Source organism: Pandoraea sp. E26, from assembly GCF_000681415.1.
Classification (GTDB): Bacteria; Pseudomonadota; Gammaproteobacteria; order Burkholderiales; family Burkholderiaceae; genus Pandoraea; species Pandoraea pnomenusa.
This window is the reverse complement of sequence record NZ_AYXJ01000007.1, coordinates 84,314-107,208: the sequence shown is the minus strand read 5'-3', so window position 1 is coordinate 107,208 and position 22,895 is coordinate 84,314. Positions and strand designations below refer to the sequence as shown.

The following is a 22,895-nucleotide window of genomic DNA, read 5'->3' as shown; positions in this document are numbered from 1 at the left end:
GATTGGCACGGAAAAGACGTGGTGAACTCGCGACTTTCATAGCGAGAACGGGGTCATCTGAATGCGGCGCAATCCTCGCGGTGAGCGCTCATCAGGTGTTTGCCGTCTCGTCCGTTGCGCGAAGTCTCTCCGCGTTATCCCCATTACGCGAGAGACCATGATCCAATCACCATCGCTTCCGAAGCAGACGCGATTGTCCGCCGCCGTGACAGCCGCATTTGCAACCATGGCCGTTCTGTTCTCCGAGCCATCGGCCGCACAAACCACCATCAACTCACCGGTCGGCCCGCAGACCTGGGCGTCCGGGACGTTGAGCATCACGACGACCGGCAGCGTCATCAACGCCGATACCAGCAACGGGTCCGGTATCGAAGCGACCGGCCCGGAACTCGGCACCCTGATTAACGACGGCACCGTTTCTGGCTACGTTTCAGCGCTCAACGCCGGCCTGGGGTCTTCAATTTCCGCCATCGAGAACGGCCGCACCGGTGTTTTCAAGTCATCGATGTTCTTCGGGGCCATCTGGAACCAGGGAAACATCGGACGGGTGTCGAACGACGGCGTGATGAATGGCGAAATCGGCGTGTCCAACGACAAACTGGCGAGCATCGGTCTGATCGCCAATGGCGCGAATGGCCTCATCACCGGGAGCTTCTCGGCGGTGCTCAACGATGGGACGATCATGCAGATCGTGAATGCCGGCAACATCATCGGCGCCAACGCGGGCATCGACAACTACGCCGACGGCACCATCGGAACCCTGACGAATACCGGCGTCATTCAAGGGAATCGTGTCGGCGTCGATAACAGCGGACGTATTGAGCAACTGCAAAATCACGCCGACATCAACGGCCAGACCGCCGTCGAGGTCAACGGGACCATCACATCACTGGTGAACGCCGGAAATCTTCGGGGGAACGATAATTTCAGCTCGATGGGTATGGCGATTTCGTACGGCGGCACGATCGGATCGCTGATCAACAGCGGCACCATTTCGGGCACGGTTGAAGGCACGCCAAACGCGAGCGGCGTGGGCATCTACGCACAAAACGGCAGCATCGGGTCGCTGACCAATAATGGGATCATCACGGGCAGTACCTACGCATTGAATTTCCGTGACGGTTGGGAGGTGAACGGCATCACGAATTCGGGGACCATTGCGGGAGACATCTATACCAGAGGCGGTCGCGGCCCGGGCCTTCGCATCGGAGGCGGCGCCGGGACTGTATACGGCACCCTCACCGGTCTCGGTGGCGCAATGGGCCAGATACTCAGCGATCAGGATGTCGAATTCACGAATGGCAATCTCGTTCTGAACGACCACATCGACGTTGGCTCGGCGGTTGTGACCAACACCGCAGCCAGGCTTCAGATCAACAATGCGGTTCGAATCACGGGCAACTTCCATCAGGCAAGCACGGGAACGTTGCAAATAGGGGTGTCGGATACCGCGACCGCCCGGGGAAACCCCGTGGACGACAGTGGTTACGGCCGACTGATCGTCTCGGGAAGCGCCGTGCTTGCGGCGGGCTCGTCTGTCACGCTTCAGCCGCTTGGCGCCTACGCCTTCGCATCCGGCCAACGCTTTGTTGTTGTCGACGCCTCATTGACCGGGACGCAGTACAACGAAGCGGCATTGCGGTATGCCGCAAGTGGCTCGGGTCTTAAAGTCACCGGTGCATCGGTGACCACAACCGAGCGGAACTATCTGGTGCTGTCCCTGCACGCTCCGACGATCCTCACGTCGCCCCCTCCTCAGCCCTCCGCACCGCCGGCAATTCCGGGCATCAACAACTACACGGGCGTCGACGATCCGGGACTTCTCAATCTTTTCAATGCCACCAAGGCGCTGGAGCCGGCTGACCACAAGCAGGCCGCGCGTCAGCTCGGACCGCTCATGCAGGTCACCGCCAGCCGGGCCGCCGCGGCTCCGACGATGGACGCCCTGAACATCATTTCGGCGCGCGTCAATTCACTCAGAGAGTTCGCCACGTCCCCTTCCACGTGCGACAGTGAACCGCTGCGCGGCATGTGGGGCCAGGCGCTGGGTGGACACGCCAGTCAGGCGGATGAAGGTTCCATCGACGGTTACAGCGCCAACTTCGGCGGGGTATTGGCCGGCCTCGATTGTGCTGTCAATGAGCGCTGGCGCGTGGGTGGTGTGATCAGTTACAGCAACACCGAGATCTCCAACACGGGCTTCACCTCGGGCAGCAAGACGCGAGTGGACGGGTTCGGGCTCATTGGCTACGGCAGCTACACCGCTGACCGTTGGTACGCCAATCTATCCGGTGGCGCCGTGCAACATCGATACAGCACCGCGCGCATCATGAATTTCCCCGGTTTTACGGGAACGGCTCGCGCCGGCTTCGGTGGCACGCAATTGGTGGCCCGTGCCGAGTTCGGCTATCCATTGGCGAGCGGCCCGTTCACCGTGACGCCGATTGTGGCACTGACGTATGGCTATCTGAATCAGAACAGTTATACGGAAGACGGCGGAGACGGCTCGGCACTTGCGGTGGGTTCCACGCACACGACGTCGGTGACGACGGATCTGGCGGTGAAGTTCTCTCGAAGATTCGAGGCAGCGCAGGGCATACTCGTACCAGAGCTTCAGATCGGCTGGCGCCATCAGTACGACAACGCACAGGGGCTAACAACGTCGAGCTTCGCCGCGGACCCCATCGGGGAAACGGCATTTACCACGTCAGGTCCACGCCCGACCACCAACTCCGCCCTCCTCACTGCCGGCATCTCGCTTCTGCGCCGGAACGACCTGACGCTGACGTTGCGCTATGACCTGCAGGCCGCTGCGGGTTTCCTGTCTCAGGCCGGCAGTCTGCGTGTGAGAAAGATGTTTTGACGGCAGCCGTGACGGTGTACTCGAGCGCCGAGCAGACCTTCGAATTCGGCACGCTTTCGCGCCCGCATCGTTTTCATCGACAAAAACAAGCGTCGAGGTCATTGCCGGCAACAGGATACTCACAGATCGACTATCGCGGATGCCGAATCAAATGACTGCCTCATGGCAATGTCCAACCATCGGAAAACGAGACTTTATTTATCTCACCTGACTCTGATAAATATTTAATAATGCTGACTATCTAGTCTCGACAAGATGGAAATCGCCCGGCGATTGGGGGAGGAAGACGGTGTCAGCCAAAATGAAATCAGCCCAAGTGCGCGCCGCCGGCGGCAAGCGGCAGATGGTGACCGCGGTCGTGGCCGCGATGCTGCCTTCCGCCCAGGCGCTGGCGCAATGCGCCCCGGCGCCGGCGTCCGTCAGCTTGTCGTCCGGGAGTTGCACCGATACGGCGTTCACCGCGCGAGAAAGCGCGGGCGCCGCCCCGGTCGTGGACGTCTCCGGCACAGGCGTCTATAGCGGCACGTCCGTCAGTCTGACGGCCACCGGCACAGGCTTGGGCGTACACGCGACCGGCAGTGGAACGGTCACCCTCGACGGCACTGTGGTCGACGGTTCCACGATCGAAACGCAGGGCGCCAGCGCGCATGGCCTCCTTGCCGACGGCGGCGGCCGGATCAGCGGAAGCTATACGTCCGTCTACACGAACGGGGCCGGCGCCAACGGCGTCGGTGCCGTCGGTGCGGGCAGCGAGATCACGCTCACCGACAGTGCCGTGAACACGAGCGGCGACAGCGCGTACGGCGCGTATGCGGCAAATGGCGGGTCCGTCATCTTCACGCGCACCAACATCACGACGTCAGGCGCGGGCGCCTCGGCAGTCTTCACGGATGCCGGTGGCGCGATCACGCTCAACAGCCTGAACACGTTCAGCTATGGCGACAACACCCCGGGCGCAGCCGCGTCGGGCGCCGGCAGCCATCTCGGCCTGAACGGCACCTATATCAATGTCCTCGGCAATGGCAGCGCGGGACTCTTCGCCACCGCTGGCGGCGCGATCGCCATGAGCGGCGGCGCCATTGCGTCCGGGGACTATTACGGCGGCACAGTCATCGCCAACTCCCCGGGCATGCTCGCCCGGGGCACGGGCAGCAGCATCGTCGCCACCAATGGCGCGAGTTCCGCCACGTATGGCGCGAACAGCCCGGGCATATGGGCCGATGCCGGAGGGAAGATCGACTTCTCGGGCTATGGCGTTTTCACCTACCAACCCGACTCGCCGGGCGCGCAGGCCAGCAGCGGCGGTGCCATCACGCTGACGAACACCATCGTCCGTACGTCGGGGCCTTCGAGCGCGGGCTTGCTGGTTCGCGACGGCGCCACGGTGCTCGCGACGGGCACAGAGATCACCACCGGATATCGCGTCGGCGGCAGCGCACCACCGGTCCTCCAGTTCCCCGACGCACAGATCGGCCTGCAAGCGCATGGGGTGGATGTCCTGGGTCAAGGCAGTCAGTGGCTGGGAGAAAACAACGCCGTGACCACAAACGGCGACGGCGCCGTTGGCGTCTGGAGCGGCCAGGGAGGTGTGGCGCGCGTGACCGGTGGCACCATCACGACTCACGGCGCCGATACCAGCGCGCTCGGCGGCGCCGACGCCGTTCGCGCCACCGACAGCGGCAGCCTCGTCGACCTGACCGGTACCCGGATCAGCACCACGAACGTCAAGGCCGTCGGCCTGCACGCATCGGCCGGAGGAAGCATCGCCGCCACCGGCGCTGCCGTGGCCACGCAGGGGCAAAGCGCCTTCGGTGCCCAGGCACAGGATGCGGGCAGCGTCGTCACGCTCGACCGTACCACCATTACCACGGCGGGCGAGGCGGCCAATGCCATCCAGGCCGGCAATGCAGGCCGAGTGCAATTGACGGGTAGTTCGGTCGCGACCACCGGAGGGGCAGCGCATGGACTCGCCGCCATCGACGGCGGCACATTGTCGGCCACGGCAACGAGCGTTGCCGTGAGCGGCAACGGATCGGCGGCGATCTATCTCGCCGGCGGCGCCCCGAGCGCGATTTCGATCAGCGGCGGCAGCCTGAGTGCGACCGGCGGCGCCATCGTCCTCGCCCAGGGCGGCACCGGAAGCGTCTCCCTCAGCGGCGTGACTTCAATTGTCCCGGCGACCGTCAACGGCCGACAACTGCTGGCGATGGTGACCGAAGGCACCAGCGGCGCCCCATCGAACCTGACGCTCGACATCGTCGATACGCCCTCCGTCTCCGGCGATATCGTTGTCGATCCCTCCACCCTCACCTATCGCCTCGGCAACAGCCGCTGGGTTGGCGATCTGGTGCTGAGCGGCCCGGGCAATACGGCCAGTGCGAGCTTTTCCACATCCCAGTGGACCGGAAACCTGCTGGCCGACGCGGGCAACACAGCGAACGTTTCGCTGCAGAACAGTCTCTGGACGGGCCTGGCGCGCAACGCCACCAACGTCGTGATCGATGGCGCCAGCGTATGGAATGTCACGGGAGATTCCAACGCGATTGGCACCGTGACCAACGCGGGACTGATCCAGTTCGTGGCCCGGACGGGATCGTACAGCACCCTGACGGTCGGCAGCTACGCCGGCGGCGCCGGTAGCCGCATCGGCGTCAACACGTATCTCGGTGCCGACAATTCGCCGACCAATCTTCTCGTGGTCAACGGCGGACAGGCCAGCGGCACCAGCACACTGCTGGTGAATAACGCCGGGGGCCCCGGCGCCCAAACGACGGCGGACGGCATCCGACTGGTGCAGGTGACCGGCGGTGGCGCCTCAGCAACGAATGCCTTTACGCTCGGCCAACGCGTTGCCGCCGGGGCGTACGAGTACCAGCTCTTTCGCGGTGGCAGTACTGGCGCGAACGACTGGTTCCTGCGCTCGAATCTCATCGAAGCGCCGAGCACGCCGTCGGCGCCCACCACGGAAGTTCCGCTCTATCGTCCCGAGGTTGCGCTTTACGTGCCGGTGCCGGCGCTCGCGCGGCAAATGGGACTCGCCACGCTCGGCACCCTGCATGAACGGGTGGGCGACGAAGAGGATCTGCGCGGCACTTCGCAAGGCCGCGACTACGGCAACCTTGGCTGGGCGCGCGTGTTCGGCGCGCGCGTGAGCAACCGGTGGACGGGCGACGTCGATGCCAAGGCGGCCGGCAATCAGACCGGGGTGCAGGCCGGCGTCGACCTGTTCCGGCGCACCACGGACAGCGGGCACCGCGACCATGTCGGCGTGTACGTCGCCTATACCGACTACAGCGCCACATCGGTGCAAGGCTTCGCGCTCGGCACGCAGGATCTGGCCGTCGGGAAGCTCTCGATGAGCGGGCCATCGCTCGGCGCGTACTGGACACATTTCGGCCCGAGCGGCTGGTATACCGACGCCGTCCTTCAGACGAGCTGGTACGACATCAAGGCCCGGTCGAATTACGGCGCCGAAGTATCGCCGCATGCCACCGGGTTCGCCGCCTCGCTCGAGACCGGGTATCCGATGCGATTTGGCGACGAAGGGCAATGGCAGTGGGAGCCGCAGGCGCAGCTCATCTGGCAGGGTGTGTCGGTGAATCAGGCGCGCGACCCCTATTCCAGCGTGGACTGGGATTCGGGGAACGCCGTGACGGGACGGCTGGGCGTTCGCCTGCAACGCACGGCCCGGGACATGCGTGGCACGCTCTGGCAACCCTACGCACGGTTGAACCTGTGGCACGCCTTCGCCGGCAGCGACCAGGCGACCTTCGGAACGAACGCGCCCATTACGAGCCGCTTCGGCGACACGGCGCTGGAGATCGGCGCTGGCGTGACGGCGCGCGTCAACGCCAACACGAGCTTTTATGGTCAGGCGAGTTACCGCGTGTCGCTGGACGACAGCCGCTCGCGGCAATCGGCCGTCCAAGGCATTGTCGGCGTTCGATTCAACTGGTGAGATGCTCACGTGTTTCGCGCTGGCGGACGCCGATGGGCGAGACGTTGGACCGCCCGCCCCCGACGGCTTCGTCGAGCGTCAGTCTACTGACACCACCACCATCCGGGACTGGGCCTGCCCTGAACGCATTCGCGACTTTTGCCGAATTTACGGTGTGCCTCTGTAACGCGCTGCCGGCGGCAAATACGCCTTCAGGTACACGGTACATCCCCGTTCTCCGGCAACGACGCTCGCCATGTCGCCGCAAGGCAGTCGAATCCAGCTTTCGGCCGCGCAGCATTCGTCATCCACGTGAAGTTCGCCGCGCAAGACCAGCATCTCGACCAGCCAGCCTCGAGGATCGGGTCTGAGCAGCGGGATGGCCGCGCACGCATCCACGCGCATGAGCCGTGCATGCTCGGTGCCGTCTTCAAACAGGTGACAAACGGCCAGCTCCGATGACGTCTGCCACCGTCGGTTGTCGTTCGTGTCGATGCGGACTTTCGGCCCGCTGCCGGATGTCATCTGCCGGAGCTTCACGAAGATCGTGGCCCCCGGCGCACTGGAGGGCTGGTGAGCCGACCCGGGCGGATTGCGCATGTACCAGCCCGCCGGGTAATGCTCGTCTCCTTCTGAGAAGGTACCGGCAAGCACGAGTATTTCTTCACCGGCGGGATGGCTGTGCGCGGGAAACACCGAATCCGGCGCATATCGCACGAGACTGGTGGCACGGGCCTTCTCGGCGCCCACGCGATCGAGCATCACGCGCTCGACACCTGGTTGCGGCGAACGAGTCCATTGGTGCTGCGCCGGCGTCACGATCACCCGGCGAGAAAAATCAGCGTTAACTAACATGTCGGATCAACAAGGACTGGCGAAATCGCCGACGGTGGCCATGACCAGACCGCCACCACGAAAACAAGTCAACCTCACGTCGGCACGCCGGCTCTGGCGCGTGCCCGTTGTAGCCACACTACGCCTATCATGCCCAAGGCAACGGCAGGAAGCATCAAAGCACTCACCGTGGTCCAGCCCAGCGACGTCAGGAGGCTCCCCGACGCGAAGGATCCGATGACCATCGCGCCGAAAACGACGAAGTCGTTGACCGCTTGCACGCGAGGCGCCTCAGCGACCGAGTGACACGACAATACCATCGCCGATGCGCCAAGGAAGCCGAAGTTCCAGCCGACACCGAGCAGGACCAGCGCCAGCCAGAAGTGCCCCACCGTCATGCCACTCATGCCGACCAGCGCCGCACAACCCGTAAGTCCCAGTCCGGTCAATACCACCCGGTGCGCGCCGAATCGGGATATCAGGCGGCCGGTGAAGAAGCTGGGGGCGTACATGGCAACGACGTGGAATTCAATGCCCGAGTTGGCGTGAACACGCGGGATCCTGCACAGGTCCATCGCCAGCGGCGCCGACGTCATCATGAAATTCATCAACATGTAGCTGACGACGCCGCACAGCATCGCGACCAAAAGTCGGGGATCGCGCAGAAACTGCGAAGCCGACCGCCCGTCCCGTTCGGACGCCGCCGTGCCGAGCGTCGGCGCACCGAACGTTCCGCCCCTCAGTACTGCGGCGGAGACGACGGCGACGACAGCCGCCGCGAGATAAGTGGCGGCGTAGGCGTATGGCGGCCAGACGTTCATCGTGCTCGTAACTAGCTGCGGCCCCAGAATGCCTGCCGCTACCCCTCCGGCCAGGACGGTCGATAGCGCATTGGGCCGTTCATGCTGAGCGACGCATTCGGCAGCGGCAAACCGGAAGGTCAGCACAACCGCGTTGTAAGCACCGCCGAAGATCATGGCGAGATTGAAAAGCGCGAACGACTGGATGACCAGAGCGGTTGCGGCAAGTCCGCCCATGAGCACGCCGCACGCATTGCCGACCAGAAATGCCGTGGCTCGCCCATGGCGCCTCGTGAGCGAGCCCACCGGCAGCGTGGACAGCGCCATGCCAAGGACAAATATCGAGATGGGCAATGTCGCGTATGCGGGGTCGGGCGAGAGCATGTTCCCGATGATCGCCGCCGTGGCATAGGCCACTGTGGAGTTCGCTCCCGCGAGGGCCTGCGCCACCGAGAGCCGGAGCACATTGCGATTGTTGGTAAGGGCAAGCATCCTGACTGATTTGTTGGGTTGAAAACGCGACCATCGCGCATCGTCGTCTCATCGGCACCGACATCAGAGCCCGCGCGTCCGAAGCGCGTGACATGACGGGCATCGGCGGCAGCGCCACCCGGCACGGCTGCGACTACGGACTCGGATGTCCCTCGACAGCAGGGAAGTGTGGAGAAAAAACGCTGTCCCGACAAACAACATTATCTGCGTCGATCGCAAACAATTTCTTTCAAAGCCGGCGTGCTTGCCGTCCCGGTCACACGTCGCCTGTCGGCTCCCGACGCACGTCAATTGACACCATGGCGCCCGCCTCCTCGAGAAGCCACTCGCGGAACGCTGCCAGCCGCGGCAGCGCTTGGCACTCGGGGCGATACACGACGTAATACGCCAGATTCGAAGGATATGAAATATCGGGAAACAGATGAATCAGACGCCCCGATGCCACGTCGTCCCTCGCGAGCACACTGCGTGCCAGCGCGACGCCGTGCCCGTCGATGGCCGCTTGCAGGACGGCCGCCGAATTGTTGATGGTCAGTCCGGTGCGTTGTGGGGGGGCATCGTCGCCCGTCACCGCTTCGAGCCACGTGGTCCACGTCACGAACCCTGCGCGACTGTCCACCGAAAGATCATGTATGAGGGTGGCGTCACGCAAGGCGAAGGGAGAATCGAGTTCCGGATGTCGACGCAGATAGTCCGGCGAGCACACTGGGAAAACCTCTTCTTCCAGAAGCATTTCGGCCGACAGATCGGGCCAGTTGCCAGCGCCGTAGCGCACGCCGATGTCGATACCCTGCGCGGCGAAATCGACGAGTTTGAGGTTCGTGTCGAGTCGCACTTCCGTATCCGGCCACGCCGCCTGGAACCCATGGATTCGCGGCAGCAGCCACTTGGCCGCAAATGCAGGACTCACCGTGACGGTGAGCACGCCCGTCGCGGCGCCCTCCCTGAGCTTCGAAAGCCCGAGACCCAGCCGGTCGAAGCCGGCGCGAATATCGGGCAAGGCGCGCAGCGCCGCCTCGGTTGGCACCAGACGGGCCTTCCCGGTGCCACGAGTAAATACCGGGGCTCCCAACCATCCCTCGAGACCGCGTACCAGTTGTCCCACGGCCGCCGGCGTCACGCTGAGTTCTTCCGCGGCTGCCGAGAAGCTCTGGTGGCGCGCACTGGCTTCGAACGCCCGCAACGCGTTGAGAAAAATGGGGGTTTTCATGTTCGAACAACATTTTCTATCAGGTGCGAGCAGAGTACCTCATTCACTGCCTGCCTGACCTGCGCCTGCGCGTTTGCGTCGCCGGCATCAACGCGGTAAGTTACCGTTCAGTTCAGCCGTCTCCAGATGGAAATCGGTACATCGCCGTTCGGGCGTGGGACCACGCGATAGCTCAGTTCGTCGCCCTTGAGTTCGAAGCTGCGCTTCTGTGACTCCCCCTCCCAATTCGGAAAGGAGGCGTTCTGAATGTGGAACGTCAGCGCGCCCTTTGCCTGATCGACGCTGATCGTACCGGTATGCGTGCTCGACCCCATTACCGCCGCCTTGTATTCCTCCGGCGTTCCCCTGGCCTTGTCTCCCGAGACGAACTTCGGTCGCTCCGCCTTGTAGATCTGCACCAAATAATGCCCCTGCGCGTCGATCATCATGAATCCCCTGGGCGCCGCCCCGTAATCCCGGCCGCGCGACCCGTCCCGGTGTTGAACATCGGCGGCGACCAGCGTCCACGTACCCACGAAAGCCGGATCGATGGCCGCTGCATCGGCACGCGCGGCGGCCGAGAGCGTGCATGCCGAAATGGCTGTCACGAGCACGCTGCGTTTGAATATCGTTTGCAAGTCCATACCGTAAACCTCTCCTCGGAAGCATTCATCTGGGTGTTGGGAACGGCCCTATCGCGGGAAGCACCTGCATGCGACGCGTCCCGCCGGATCGTTCTTCCGAGAAAATGGTAGCCAAACAAACCATGCAATGAATGCGATAATTCGGCATAGTGAATTCATAAAAACCGAACGATGCCGTTTCCCAACCTGGATATGGACGCGCTCCGGACGTTCGTCGCGACCCAACAGCTGGGCAGCCTGAACCGGGCAGCCGAGCGTATCGGCCGGTCGCAATCGGCGGTGAGCCAGCAGATGCGCAAGCTCGAAGAGCAGGTCGGTCACCCGCTGTTCCGCAGACAAGGGCGCGGGCTGGTATTGACGGATGCCGGCGACATGATCCTCTCCTATGCGCATCGCATTCTCGATCTCAACGATGAAGCGGTGCTGGCGGTGCGCGGCGCCTCCATCGACGGCGTGGTCCGTTTCGGCCTCCCGGGCGATTTCGCCGAAGCCTGGCTCCCGGCAGCACTCGGACGGTTCAAGAAAGCGCACCCGGGGGTCCGCGTCGAAGTTGCCGTCGAACGAAACGGCGTATTGCTCGAAAGATTGGATCGCGACGAACTCGATCTCGCGCTGGTGATGGCCAACGAACACCGTCCGGATGCCGAACTTCTGGCGACACTGCCCATGACGTGGATCGGATCGGCAGACGCCGACGAAGTCTTGCATTCCGGTCGCGCCCTGGATCTCGCCCTTTTCCACCCGCCCTGCTTCTTCCGGCGTGCAGGAATCGAAGCGCTGGACAGCGCCAATATTTCATGGCGGCTGGCCTACACGACAGCCAGCCTCCAAAGTCTTTGGTCGGGAGTCGCGGCGGGACTGGGCATTACGTTGCGAACGGGGGCAGGCATGCCATCGTCGCTCAGACGGCTAGGTGCGCAGCAGGGACTTCCGCCTTTGCCGTCCGTGAAGCTGTGCCTGCATGGACGTCATCAGGACACGTCACCCGCGCTGGTACAACTCAAGCGCGTCGTGACGGCGTGCGTGAACGAGCACTTATCGTTGTAATTTCGCGGGAAACGATCTGGCGTGCCTTGCCATCGAATCGTCTCTTCACGGATTCATCGGTTTTCGTAAAGTGTGACTTGAGTATTTTCGATGTTGCAGGGCATGGGATTGGCCTATAGTCGACTTCGCGGTTTCCGCCCCGTCAATCACACCACCGCCGGACGATCAGGAGAATATCTTGCGGATTGTCGATGTCCGGGAGCTCACGATCCCGATTTCCCGTTATGCCGACAGCGCCATCGCGTCGGGGGGATTGACCACCAGTCTGGTCGCCGTCGTCACCGACGTCATCCGCTCCGGGAAGCCGGTCGTCGGATTTGGCTTCGCGTCCATCGGACGCTTCGGGCAAGGCGGTCTGATCCGGGAGCGTTTCGCCCCAGGCTCATCGCCGCCGACACACTCGCCGGCGATACGGGTGACACGCTCGATCCGCAGCGTGCCTGGACGGCGATGATGCACGGCGAGAAACCCGGCGGGCACGGCGAGCGTTGCGTAGCCGTCGGCGCGCTCGACATGGCGGTCTGGGACGCGGCGGCGAAAATCGCGGATCGGCCTTTGTACCGGCATCTTTCCGAACACCGGGGTACACGCACGCCGCTGTCACGCGTGCGCGTCTATGCGGGGGGCGGGTATCGCTATCCGCAGGACGATATCCGGCGCCTGTCCGACGAGATCCGCCACTTCGTCGATCTCGGATTCACACTTGCGAAGATCAAGATCGGCGACGATCTCGACCAGGATCTGGTGCGCATCGACACCGCTTTGGCACGACTCTCAGGCCCGTCATGCCTCGCCGTCGATGCGATGAACCGCTACGGCCCGGACGCCGCACGCGAAGCCGCGCACGCGCTCGCCCCGCTGGGATTGTTATGGTTCGAGGACATCTGCGATCCGCTGGACTTCGAAACGCTCTCGTGCGTCGCGACAAGTTATGCCCCCCCTATCGCTGCTGGCGAAGCGCTCTTCTCCCGCGCAGAGGCGCGGTTGCTCGACGCGCATGGCGGTTTGCGCAGGCACCGCGACATCCTGCTGTTCGACCCGACCCATTGCTACGGGCTCACGCATTACTGCGAGATCGTGGCGGAGATGACCGAACGTGGCTGGCCGCGCGAGGCGTTCTGGCCCCACGGTGGTCACTTGTTCGGGCTGCATGTGGTGGCAGGACTGCATCTCGGCGGCGCGGAAATCAATCCGCTTGCCTTTGCGCCGTTCCAGGCGATGCCTTCCGCCCTGACGATCACGGACGGCCGCATCGATCTGCCTCAGGCCCCAGGCATCGGGTTCGAACTGCACGACGCGACACGCCAGGCCTTTCGTCGCCTGCTGGACTGACGGCCTGCCCGGCACGAGCCGGTCGGCGTCAGAGCTTACCCACTCAGCCCCCCACGGACAACGCAACAGTTTCAATCGCTCGCCTTGCGCATGATCGCCCCTGATGCGTAGCGGCGCTGTCGCGCGATCAGATGGCGGAACAGACCTCGACGACCAGTTCGCGCATCCATTTGTGCGAGGTGCTGTTGTCGTTACGTCGATGCCAGTAGATGTCCCACGAAAAGGGTTCCGACGGAAACGGCAGCGGCCGCACGGCAATCGACTCCGACGAAAAGCGCGCCGCCAGCTTACCGGAGATGACCGCGATCAGATGGCTTTCCTGGAGGATCGGCGGAATGAGAAGCCAGTGCGGGACTTTCGCGACGACCTTGCGTGCGAACCCCTGATCGGCGAGTACGTTGTCAACGAAGCGAATGTCGGTGGGACTCATCGCCACGCGCAGATGCTCGGCATCGAGAAAGCGCTTCATCGTGAGCTTGCCGCCGGCCAGCGGATGATCCGCGCGCATCACGCACACCATCCGGTCCATGAACAGCGGCTGCCGGCGAATCGTGGAGGCGTGCTGAAGCTGCATGCTCAGGCCGAAGTCCAGTTCGTCGCTTTCCAAGGCCTTGATCGTGCGCTCCGGCGACATGTGCAGGATGTCGAGCGTGATGCCCGGCGCCGATTCGGCGATGGCCGAGAGTATCTGCGGCAACACCAGACAGCCCACCAGATCCGACATGCGCGCCGTGAACTCGCGCTGCGCCGTCGCCGGTTCGAAGTTCACGTCGCTCGACATCAGCCGTTCCGTCTGACGAAGAATCTGTCGGACCGAATCTCCCAGCTCGATGGCGCGCGGCGTAGGTTCCATCGTGCCGCCGGAGCGGATGAACAGCTCGTCCCGGAATACATGGCGCAGCCGCGCCAGCGCATTGCTCATGGCAGGCTGACTCATCGGAATGCGCAACGCCGCACGCGTGACGTGCCGCTCACGCATGAGCGCATCGAAGATGACGAGCAGGTTCAAATCGACAGAGCGCAAATTCATTTCGAATCCTTTTCCCTAGAGGGCCGCGCTCGATATCCTACATGAATGTTTTCATACCAAAAATCCATTTATCAAATAATTTGGGCCTCGCTAGACTGCCGTGAGATTCGCGAAAAATGGAGACGAACCATGGATCAACGCCTTGCCGACCCGATCGCCGCTCATGCCGCTCGTGCCTCTCAAGCCTCTCGTGCGGATGACGACAGCGCAGGACATGCGCCGGCGCGTCCGCTCGATGGCATTCGCGTCCTCGATCTGACGCGCGTGGTGTCGGGCCCGTTCGCGACCATGCACCTGGGCGACCTTGGCGCCGAAGTCATCAAGATCGAGGAGCCGACGCGTGGTGACGACAGCCGCGCGTTCGGGCCGCCGTTCGTCGAAGGCGAGAGTGCGTACTTCCTCTGCGTCAACCGCAATAAACGCAGTTGCGCCATCGACCTGAAGCACGAGGCCGGTCGCGCGCTGCTGCTCAGTCTGGTGAAAAGCGCCGATGTCGTGATCGAGAACTTCCGGCCCGGCACGATGCAACGGCTTGGCCTCGACCCGCAGACGCTGCGCCAACACAACCCGCAGCTCATCTACTGCTCGATTTCCGGCTTCGGATCCCAGGGGCCGGACGCCCAGCGCCCCGGCTATGACCTGATCGTTCAGGGCGAGGCAGGGGTGATGGACATCACCGGCGAGCCGGACGGCCAACCCACCAAGGTCGGCACCTCCATTGCTGACATGATCGCCGGACTGTTCGCCGCTCAGGGTATTCTTTCCGCGCTTTACGAGCGCACGCAGACCGGCGTGGCGCGCCACGTGGAAGTCTCCATGCTCGATGCCCTCGCCTCGCTGCTGACGTTCAACGCCGGCATCTACTTCGCGACGGGGCAATCCCCGAGCCGCCGGGGGAACGAACATCCGACCATCAGTCCCTACGAGACCTTCGAAGCCTCGGACGGCTGGCTCAATCTCGGGGTCGCCAACGACAAGTTCTGGCGTCTGTTCTGCGATGTCACCGGAGCAAAGGCGCTGTTCGACGACGAACGCTTCGTCACGGCACCGTTGCGCGTGCAGCATCGTCAGGCCCTCAAGCCGTTGGTGACCGACATTCTGCGGCGCAACACGCGACGCCATTGGGTAGACACGCTGGGCGCGGCAGGCGTGCCATGCGGTCTGATCCGCACGGTGGGCGAAGTGTGCGAAGCGCCACAGCTGACGCAGCGCGGCATGATCGTCTCCATGCAGCATCCCGTGGCGGGCGAGGTGAAGAACATCACGACACCGGTACGGCTCGATGGCGAAGCGCTTCGCCCATCCCTGGCGCCGCCCCTGCTGGGTCAACACACGCGCGAGATTCTTCGCTCGGTGCTCGGACTGTCGGAGGACGCCATCGATTCGCTGAGCGCGAGCGGCACGGTGCGCGACCTCGCGACACACGCCGCACAGGACTAGGCATGGACAAGCGAATCGACGAAGCCCAGGCGCGAAGCGCCTTTGAGGCCGCGCTGCACAGCTATCGACAGGATTTCGACACGTTTTTCCTGTTGAAGCTGTACGGAATGAGCGTCACTTACGCTGATCAGGCATGCGCCGTCAGCATGATAGTGCGGGACTTCATGTTCAATCCGCAGGGCTCCCTGCACGGCGGCGTGAGCGCCACGTTGCTCGATATCTCCATGGGGCATCTGCTGAGACACGAGGTCGGCGCGGGCGCCACGCTTGCAATGAACATTCAGTACACCCGGGCGATCCGCGAAGGTCAGGTGATCGCCACGAGCCGCTTCACCAGCAAGGGACGCCAGATATGCTTCCTTCAGTCAGAACTGCGCGGTGCCGACGGCAAGCTGCTGGCCAGCGCGACATCGACCTGGAAGGTGCTTTAAGGTGCTTTAAGGCGCGTCGGGAGGCTTTGAGATGCTTTGGGGTCCCTTGGCGCACCAGCCCGCTGCGGAGTTGGTACGCCTCCCCAGCATTCGATACAACTGCAAATCGCACGTGGCACGATGATCGACGGCCGTATGGTCGATCGCCCGGTCGCGGACAGGGCTGACGCCATTTAGCGCCGCGCTGGCCGCGCATCAGTCCCCGCGACAGACGATCTTCGAGCCCTCCCACGGGCAGACATAACGTGCGTCACATCCTGCAAAAAAGGCATGGCGCATACACGCCATGCCCCCGTGCAAGTTGCCGCACCGGGTGGATGCCAGACAACGAACGTCTGACAGCCACCGATCAACCACAAGCCGACGACTACCAGCACCTCATTACGCCGTCGGGCGTCATACCATCACGTCGGCGAGCGACTTCATGTCGTCAACCCAGATGTCGGGTTGATGCGGCGTACCGCCGAACGGGCGCTTGCGGCGATCGATGAATGCGCTGCGCATGCCAGCCGACTTCGCACCCAGGCAGTCGAACGCATGGTTGGCGACGAAAAGCACCTCATCCATGCGAACGCCCATGATCTCCGCGGCTTTCGTGTACGTCGCCACATGCGGCTTGAACGAATTGGCCTCTGCCACCGAGATCACGTTGTCGAACGGGATCTGGTGGTACTGTTTCGCAGTCTCCAGCATGTCGCGGTCGCCGTTGGAAAGCACGACGATCTTGTACTTCGTTTGCAGGCGTGCCAGCGCTTCGGGCACGTCCGGGAACGGCCTTAACCGCTCGATGCAGGACACCAGGTACTCGACTTCTTCACGCGTGAACGAAATCCCCGCCCGCTCGAGCGTGTACGACACCGCACGATGACCGATCTCCCGATACGGCGTGTGTGACTTGTGCAGCAGCGCGTCGATCATCGAGTTCTCGAAGTGCGTGCGGCGCCACCAGGTCACGAACGAACTCGGGTTGCCGTTCCAGCCCTTGTCGCGCAGGAACGGCGTCGCAACCTGCGTCAGACCACCCTGCATATCCACGACCGTGCCGTACTGATCAAACATCACGACCTTGATTTCCTTCTTCAGCTGCTCCACGTCTGCCATTTCATGGCCTCCTCTTGAATTGAGTGTTGCGAATTCACCGTGAACCCGCCACCCAGGCAATTTAAACGGCGCTTATTTATTTATGAAATGGATTGTTATCATTTCATTATTCATGAATTCAATAATTAATCATTTCCGTACATCTGGTCGCGAGTCGGTTCCTTGATGAACAGCAGTCCAATGACGCCGGATACGCCGGCCACGACCACGGGGTACCACAGGCCGAAGTAAATATCGCCGCGTTGCGCGACCAGCGCAAAGCAAACCGTGGGCAAGAGGCCGCCAAAGTAGCCGTTGCCGATGTGATAGGGCAGCGACATCGCCGAGTAGCGAATGCGTGTCGGGAACATTTCGACGAGGATCGCGGCAATCGGCCCCAGCGTCATGGCGCCATAGGCCATCAGCACGATCAGCAGGATCAGGATCATGGGCTGGTTGACGTCTTCGGGGTCGGCGCTCGCCGGATAGCCCGCGATCGACAGCGCCTTTCCGGTCGCCACGCGGAACGCCTGTTCGGTCGCTTTAGCCTGCGCCGACGGCAGCCCGTGCAACGACGGCGCCGGGATCTCGGTGGTCCCGACTCTGATGAGGGTCTTCGATCCGGCAGGTGCCGGGATCGTCGCGTAGCTCGCGGCGTGGGTCGCCAGCACCCGCCTTGCCACGTCGCACGCGTTGTCGAAGGTCGCGGTGCCCGTCGGGTTGAACTGGAACGAACAGTCGGCCGGGTCGCTTACGATCACGACGGGCGACGTCTGCTGCGCACGAGCCAGTGCGGGGTTAGCGAAGTGCGTAAGCCCGTGGAAAATCGGAAACAGCGTCGCGGCCGCGAGGAAAAGCCCACAGAGAATGACCGGCTTGCGGCCGATGCGGTCCGACAATCGGCCGAAGAAGATGTAAAGCGGCGAGCTGATCACCAGCGCGATGCCCACCAGCAGATGGGTCGTGCCGGTGTCGAGCTTAAGCGTCTGCGTGAGAAAGAACATCGAATAGAACAGCGCGGTGAACCAAACCACGGCTTGTCCGGCGAGAAGGCCAAACAGGGCCTGCAGTACCAGCTTGAGGTTCCTCCACTGCCCGAAGGCTTCGGTCAGCGGCGCGCGGGACGTGCGTCCCTCTGCCTTGATCTTCTGGAACGCAGGCGACTCGCGCATCGAAACGCGCACGTAAACGGATATGGCCAACAGCACGCCGGAGAACAGGAACGGAATACGCCAGCCCCATACGTCAAACGACTTGCCGCACAGCGCCCGCACGGCGATGATGACCACGAGCGACAACAGCAACCCGATTGTCGAGGTCGTCTGAATCCACGCGGTCCAACCGCCGCGCTTGTCATTGGGCGCATGCTCCGCCACGTAAGTCGCCGCGGCGCCGTACTCGCCGCCGAGTGCCAGGCCCTGCAGCATGCGCAGCAGTACCAGAATGACAGGCGCCGCCACGCCCAACGTCTGATACCCGGGGAGCACGCCAACCAGCAGCGTGGAGACCCCCATGATCAGGATCGTGAGCAGGAATGTGTGCTTGCGCCCCACGAGATCGCCCAGCCGCCCAAAGATCAGCGCCCCGATCGGCCGCACGATGAAGCCCGCCGCGAAGGTGAGCAACGCAAATACGAATGCCGCCGTGTGATTCAGGCTACTGAAGTACTGCGCCGCAATGATGGCGGCAAGTGCGCCGTACAGAAAGAAGTCGTACCACTCGAACACCGCCCCCAGAGAGGCGGCGAATATGATTTTTCTCTCGTCGGCATCGATCGCGCCCAGTGGCGACGAAGCTATATTGTTTTGCGTCATGTCTCATCCATCTCCTCGTGACGCCGACGAGGGTGTCGGCGCTTTACCGGCGCTTTACCGGCGCCGACGCGTCGACGCGCACCCTGACGCCGGTATGCCAACGATATGTCTCGCGAATTTATTTTTAAAATCGATAATATGTATCGATGTATTTGCGATGTGAATGTGTGACGTCGCGCGGCGGGCGCAACGGGGTCAGCGCGTGGAGGTACGGTGACTGAAGACGGAACTTTGCACGCGGGCCAACGCCGCGGCTTGCGAGGCCCTGCGCGCATTGGGGCGCGAGGAAGCACCGCGTTATGGTACGTTCGCCAGATCGACTTTGCTCTGCGCACAGGCTAGCGACGTGCCCCGGCGATCCATGGACCTCGAAAAAATGTCGCTACCGTTGTTGACCTTGATGGAACCGGATCGCGGCCTGGATCAGTGTTGGAAGCGCGAGCGTGGATGAACAACTACTGGATGCCCGGACGGGCATTCTGACTCTGTCTGTATCGTCGTGGATACCGGGAAAATGAAATATGACAAAGCGACTCCGCCAAGGCGGGATGGGTGGCTGATACGCAAGTTTCCTGGGAGTGACAAGGCGGCGAAGGTCTTCCGGATCGTTCTGGTCAGCGGCTTCAACTGCTTCTTGCTGGGTTGCGCCTGGTGCATCTATTACGCCTTCATGGGGAGATTCGATCTCGCCATGTTGTTTGCCAGCTTGTCAGCCATAGGCATCGCTTGCTTGCAAATGGTCAGGCGGACAAATCTCCGGCCTGCGCCGGTGATCGCCCACGGGCTGTTCATGATCGTGGCACTGATCGCGCTGATCGACTCTCCGACCGCGGATGTCCCAAGGACAGTGCATCTTTTCTTCCTGCCACTGGCCGTCGGGTCCTCGTTCGTGTTCGAGGCGGGCCGCCGCTACATGGGCAACGGCTTCCCGGTGCTGTGCCTGATGGCATTCGGATGGTTCGCGTTCACGGGCCCCAGCGGGGTCGATGCAGCATTGAGCCCGCCGCCCTCCGTCCGGGAGATTGGGGGCGCCATAAACGTGGTGACTTCCATTGTGCTGCTCGGGATCATCCTGGACATCTACCGCAAGGATCTGATCTCCAGGATTCCTCTGGTCCGGGACCTGGGGATCGCAATTTCCAGAAACCAGCTCCGGGTCCATTACCAACCCCAGGTGGATGCACAAGGACGGATATTTGGCGCAGAGGCGCTGGTGCGCTGGCAACACCCCGAACGGGGCCTGCTGACGCCCGAGAAGTTCATTCCCCTGGCAGAGGAAAGCGGACTCATCGGCGAGCTGGGAAACTGGGTGCTGGCGGAATCGTGCCGACAGCTCAAGAAGTGGGAAAGTGATCCGCAATTGTCCCAAGTCAGGCTCTCGGTGAATGTCAGCTCCATTCAGCTTTCCAGCGGAGATTTCAGCACCGTGGTTGCCGATATCCTGGCGCAGACAGGCGCCCGCCCGCGACGTCTGATGCTGGAACTGACGGAATCCGCACTGGCAAGCGACCTTGGCGCGGTTCGGTCGACCATGGAGAACATTCGCTACCTCGGGGTCGAATGGGCCCTGGATGATTTCGGAACCGGCTTCTCGTCCCTGTCGGTCTTGCGCTCGCTCACACTCGCCAAGATCAAGATCGACAAGCATTTCGTCCACGATGCCACCAGGAGCGAGTCGGGAAGGCAGCTCCTGGCAAAGATCCTGGAGATAGCCCGCGTGATGCGGATGACGGCGCTGGCCGAAGGGGTTGAGGACGAGTCCCAGAAGACCATGCTCATCGAGATGGGCTGCGCGCAATTCCAGGGCTACCTGTTTGGTCGGCCACAGACGCTCGAACAGTTCGAGGCGAACTTCGCCTGAGAAGCGGCCGTGGCATTCACGTTCGCGCTGGCGGACGCTTCCGAGTCGGTGCTAACGCATCGGGCGTGTCCCGTATCCGGCGTTACGGCCTGGCCGCCATCACGAAATCCTGATCGACCCGCCAGAACGGATTGGCGACGCCGAATGCCTTGGCGGCCGCTTCGTCGTCGATGCGTTCGAAGTTTGCGACGAGACTTTCCTTCACGCCGAAGACCGTGTCCTGATCCAGATACTGGCAATCGGGCGAGAAGAGGTGCGTGATGACGTCGTCGTAGCCCGGCGCCTGAACGATGAAGTGGATATGCGCGGCGCGGTTCGGGTGACGTCCCAGCGTGGCCAGCAACTTGCCGACGGGACCGTCGTCCGGAATCGGATAAAAACGCGGCTTGACCGTGCGGAACCAGAAGTGGCCGTCTGCGCCGCTGATGAACTTGCCGCGCAGATTCCCCTCGGGCTGTATGCCTTTTTGCTGGACATCGTAGAAGCCATCGTCATTGGTCTGCCAGACATCGACCGTGGCCCCCCCGATCGGCGTGCCGTCGATGTCGACGACGCGGGCCATGACAACGAGCGGCTCCCCCTTGCCATCGAGACAGATATCCGCGCCGTTGGCCAATGCCGGCACGCCGTCGACGAAGAACGGGCCGAGAATCGTGTTCTCCGTGGCTCGGCCGGGGCGCCTGTGATTGATCGCATCGACCAGCATCGAGACGCCGAGAATGTCGGAGAGCAGGATGAATTCCTGCCGCCAGTCGGTGCACATTTGCCCCGTCTCGGTCAGAAACCGGATCGCGGCGAGCCATTCCTCATGCGTCGGCTCGATTTCCTTGACGGCCGCATGCAGATGCCGAACCACGGCCTCGGCAATCTCGCGCGTTCGGGCATCGACATCGGCCCCGATACGGGCGTTTACCGTCTCGGCGGATCGGGCTTCGCTGAACAGCGGGAAGCGTGTGTGATTCGGATTCGCCATCGTCATCTCCTTCAATCGGTGCCAGGGTAGCTTCGCGGAGCATCGCCTCGCCAGGCATCGGTAATAAGTTGCATGAGTTCATCGCGCGCCAGTGCGCGTGGATTCCAATAGGGATTGGCGAGCGCGAGTTCGACCGCCCTCGAGATGCCGTCGGAGGCCATGCCGAGCGCCGACAATCCCGCCGGCGCCCCGATTTTCCGGTTGATCGCGTGCAACGCAGCCGGTGCGTCATGCGTCACGTCCAAGGCCTCGCATAGCTGCCGCATGACCTCGGGTATCGCCGGCGCGTTGTACGCCAGCGCATGCGGCAGGATCACCGCGTGGGTTTCGGCGTGCGGCAGGCCGAACGTGCCTCCGAGCGTGTGACAGAGCTTGTGATGCAGCGCCATGCCGACAGTCCCCAGACAGATGCCCGCGAGCCACGCACCATAGAGGGCATCGCCGCGTGCTTCCCGATGCAACGGCTGCTCGCTGATGACGGGCAGCGCTCTGGCGAGCGCCCGCACGCTTTGCAACGCCAGCGCCTGGACGATCGGATTCGCATCGCGCGCGTAGAGCGCCTCGACCGCATGCGCCATGGCGTTCATGCCGCTCACACCGGAGAGCGCTGCCGGCAAGTCCATCGTCAGGTCGATGTCGTAGATCACGGTCTCGGGCAGCACTTTCAGGCTGCGCAGCGTCGTCTTCAGGCCGTCGCGGGTCTCACCAAGGATCGGCGTCATCTCGGAGCCCGCGTAGGTCGTGGGTAGCACGATCTGCGGCAAATCCGTGCGCAACGCGATTGCCTTGGCGAGCCCCGTCGTGGAGCCACCACCGATCGCAAGTATGCCGTCGATCCTCTGCTTCGCCACCTGTTCGAGCGCGATCTCCGTCACTTCGACTGGCGTGTGCATCCGGGCGCCGTCGAACGTGCCGGCATACCGCGCGCCAAGCTCGGACTCGCATTGCCGCGCGACGCCAGCATGCGGCGGTCCATGCAGAACCAGCACGCGCGACAGATCGAGGCGCGCGGCTTCGGCGGCAACCTGGGCGCGGGTGCCCGAGCCGAATAGCACCCGTGTCGGCAATGCCTCGTAGGTGAATGGCGAGATCGTCGAAAAACCACCTGGTCCGGCTTGATACGTCATG

Annotated in this window: 15 protein-coding genes and 1 pseudogene; 7 read left to right on the top strand and 9 right to left on the bottom strand. The window is 63.0% G+C overall.

Features of this window, described 5'->3' with window-relative positions:
* Positions 1-157: 157 nt before the first annotated feature.
* The gene (locus W930_RS0104435) at positions 158-2,863 is read left to right on the top strand and encodes an autotransporter domain-containing protein (RefSeq protein WP_024788564.1); all 2,706 of its coding nucleotides are present in this window, start codon (positions 158-160) and stop codon (positions 2,861-2,863) included.
* Between the two features lie 301 nt (positions 2,864-3,164).
* Positions 3,165-6,821, top strand: coding sequence for an autotransporter outer membrane beta-barrel domain-containing protein (locus W930_RS0104430; protein WP_028730810.1), 3,657 nt, complete (start codon positions 3,165-3,167; stop codon positions 6,819-6,821).
* Between the two features lie 147 nt (positions 6,822-6,968).
* On the opposite strand, the gene W930_RS26040 is transcribed toward W930_RS0104430, so the two are convergent.
* The 4 genes from W930_RS26040 to W930_RS0104410 form a co-directional block, all read right to left on the bottom strand.
* The gene (locus W930_RS26040) at positions 6,969-7,655 is read right to left on the bottom strand and encodes a cupin domain-containing protein (RefSeq protein ID WP_023873506.1); all 687 of its coding nucleotides are present in this window, start codon (positions 7,653-7,655) and stop codon (positions 6,969-6,971) included.
* Between the two features lie 74 nt (positions 7,656-7,729).
* Positions 7,730-8,926 carry an MFS transporter gene (locus W930_RS0104420; protein WP_023873505.1) on the bottom strand — a complete coding sequence of 399 codons (1,197 nt, stop codon included), beginning with the start codon at positions 8,924-8,926 and terminating at the stop codon, positions 7,730-7,732.
* A 256-nt stretch (positions 8,927-9,182) separates the two neighbouring features.
* Complete coding sequence (gene gcvA / locus W930_RS26035; RefSeq protein WP_023873504.1) at positions 9,183-10,136, bottom strand: transcriptional regulator GcvA; 954 nt, start codon at positions 10,134-10,136, stop codon at positions 9,183-9,185.
* Positions 10,137-10,243: 107 nt separating this feature from the next.
* Positions 10,244-10,759: a lipocalin-like domain-containing protein gene (locus W930_RS0104410; RefSeq protein WP_023873503.1), complete on the bottom strand. Its 516-nt coding sequence runs from the start codon at positions 10,757-10,759 to the stop codon at positions 10,244-10,246.
* A gap of 171 nt (positions 10,760-10,930) precedes the next feature.
* On the opposite strand from W930_RS0104410, the gene W930_RS0104405 reads away from it, so the two are divergent.
* Positions 10,931-11,806 carry a LysR substrate-binding domain-containing protein gene (locus tag W930_RS0104405; RefSeq protein WP_023597064.1) on the top strand — a complete coding sequence of 292 codons (876 nt, stop codon included), beginning with the start codon at positions 10,931-10,933 and terminating at the stop codon, positions 11,804-11,806.
* 178 nt (positions 11,807-11,984) lie between these two features.
* Positions 11,985-13,138, top strand: a pseudogene (locus W930_RS26030) (enolase C-terminal domain-like protein).
* Positions 13,139-13,265: 127 nt separating this feature from the next.
* On the opposite strand, the gene W930_RS0104395 reads toward W930_RS26030, so the two are convergent.
* Positions 13,266-14,168 (bottom strand): LysR family transcriptional regulator, encoded by a 903-nt coding sequence (locus W930_RS0104395; protein WP_023597066.1) that lies wholly within the window; start codon positions 14,166-14,168, stop codon positions 13,266-13,268.
* Positions 14,169-14,297: 129 nt separating this feature from the next.
* Here W930_RS0104395 and W930_RS0104390 point away from each other — a divergent pair, with 129 nt between their 5' ends.
* Both W930_RS0104390 and W930_RS0104385 read left to right on the top strand, forming a co-directional pair.
* The gene (locus W930_RS0104390; RefSeq protein WP_023873502.1) at positions 14,298-15,608 is read left to right on the top strand and encodes a CaiB/BaiF CoA-transferase family protein; all 1,311 of its coding nucleotides are present in this window, start codon (positions 14,298-14,300) and stop codon (positions 15,606-15,608) included.
* 2 nt (positions 15,609-15,610) lie between these two features.
* A complete protein-coding gene (locus tag W930_RS0104385) occupies positions 15,611-16,039 on the top strand; it encodes a PaaI family thioesterase (RefSeq protein WP_235195499.1) in 429 nt (142 codons plus the stop codon).
* 396 nt (positions 16,040-16,435) lie between these two features.
* Here the strand turns inward: W930_RS0104385 and W930_RS0104380 are convergent, their stop codons facing one another.
* The gene (locus W930_RS0104380) at positions 16,436-17,140 is read right to left on the bottom strand and encodes a haloacid dehalogenase type II (RefSeq protein WP_023873500.1); all 705 of its coding nucleotides are present in this window, start codon (positions 17,138-17,140) and stop codon (positions 16,436-16,438) included.
* A 125-nt stretch (positions 17,141-17,265) separates the two neighbouring features.
* Positions 17,266-18,933, bottom strand: a complete 1,668-nt coding sequence (locus W930_RS0104375) for an MFS transporter (protein WP_023873499.1) — start codon at positions 18,931-18,933, stop codon at positions 17,266-17,268.
* A gap of 514 nt (positions 18,934-19,447) precedes the next feature.
* On the opposite strand from W930_RS0104375, the gene W930_RS26025 reads away from it, so the two are divergent.
* Positions 19,448-20,794, top strand: a complete 1,347-nt coding sequence (locus W930_RS26025; protein WP_023873498.1) for a bifunctional diguanylate cyclase/phosphodiesterase — start codon at positions 19,448-19,450, stop codon at positions 20,792-20,794.
* 82 nt (positions 20,795-20,876) lie between these two features.
* On the opposite strand, the gene W930_RS0104365 is transcribed toward W930_RS26025, so the two are convergent.
* Both W930_RS0104365 and W930_RS0104360 read right to left on the bottom strand, forming a co-directional pair.
* Positions 20,877-21,767: an intradiol ring-cleavage dioxygenase gene (locus tag W930_RS0104365; protein ID WP_023873497.1), complete on the bottom strand. Its 891-nt coding sequence runs from the start codon at positions 21,765-21,767 to the stop codon at positions 20,877-20,879.
* An 11-nt stretch (positions 21,768-21,778) separates the two neighbouring features.
* Positions 21,779-22,894: a maleylacetate reductase gene (locus tag W930_RS0104360; protein WP_051399244.1), complete on the bottom strand. Its 1,116-nt coding sequence runs from the start codon at positions 22,892-22,894 to the stop codon at positions 21,779-21,781.
* Between the last annotated feature and the right edge of the window lies 1 nt (position 22,895).

Coding starts and splice junctions, on each gene's coding strand:
- W930_RS0104430 (WP_028730810.1), top strand. CDS start 3,165: ATGAAATCAGCCCAAGTGCGCGCCGCCGGCGGCAAGCGGCAGATGGTG.
- W930_RS0104410 (WP_023873503.1), bottom strand. CDS start 10,759: ATGGACTTGCAAACGATATTCAAACGCAGCGTGCTCGTGACAGCCATT.
- W930_RS0104405 (WP_023597064.1), top strand. CDS start 10,931: ATGCCGTTTCCCAACCTGGATATGGACGCGCTCCGGACGTTCGTCGCG.
- W930_RS0104365 (WP_023873497.1), bottom strand. CDS start 21,767: ATGGCGAATCCGAATCACACACGCTTCCCGCTGTTCAGCGAAGCCCGA.
- W930_RS26040 (WP_023873506.1), bottom strand. CDS start 7,655: ATGTTAGTTAACGCTGATTTTTCTCGCCGGGTGATCGTGACGCCGGCG.
- W930_RS0104375 (WP_023873499.1), bottom strand. CDS start 18,933: ATGACGCAAAACAATATAGCTTCGTCGCCACTGGGCGCGATCGATGCC.
- W930_RS0104420 (WP_023873505.1), bottom strand. CDS start 8,926: ATGCTTGCCCTTACCAACAATCGCAATGTGCTCCGGCTCTCGGTGGCG.
- W930_RS0104360 (WP_051399244.1), bottom strand. CDS start 22,894: ATGACGTATCAAGCCGGACCAGGTGGTTTTTCGACGATCTCGCCATTC.
- W930_RS0104380 (WP_023873500.1), bottom strand. CDS start 17,140: ATGGCAGACGTGGAGCAGCTGAAGAAGGAAATCAAGGTCGTGATGTTT.
- W930_RS0104385 (WP_235195499.1), top strand. CDS start 15,611: ATGGACAAGCGAATCGACGAAGCCCAGGCGCGAAGCGCCTTTGAGGCC.
- W930_RS0104395 (WP_023597066.1), bottom strand. CDS start 14,168: ATGAATTTGCGCTCTGTCGATTTGAACCTGCTCGTCATCTTCGATGCG.
- gcvA (WP_023873504.1), bottom strand. CDS start 10,136: ATGAAAACCCCCATTTTTCTCAACGCGTTGCGGGCGTTCGAAGCCAGT.
- W930_RS0104435 (WP_024788564.1), top strand. CDS start 158: ATGATCCAATCACCATCGCTTCCGAAGCAGACGCGATTGTCCGCCGCC.
- W930_RS26025 (WP_023873498.1), top strand. CDS start 19,448: ATGAAATATGACAAAGCGACTCCGCCAAGGCGGGATGGGTGGCTGATA.
- W930_RS0104390 (WP_023873502.1), top strand. CDS start 14,298: ATGGATCAACGCCTTGCCGACCCGATCGCCGCTCATGCCGCTCGTGCC.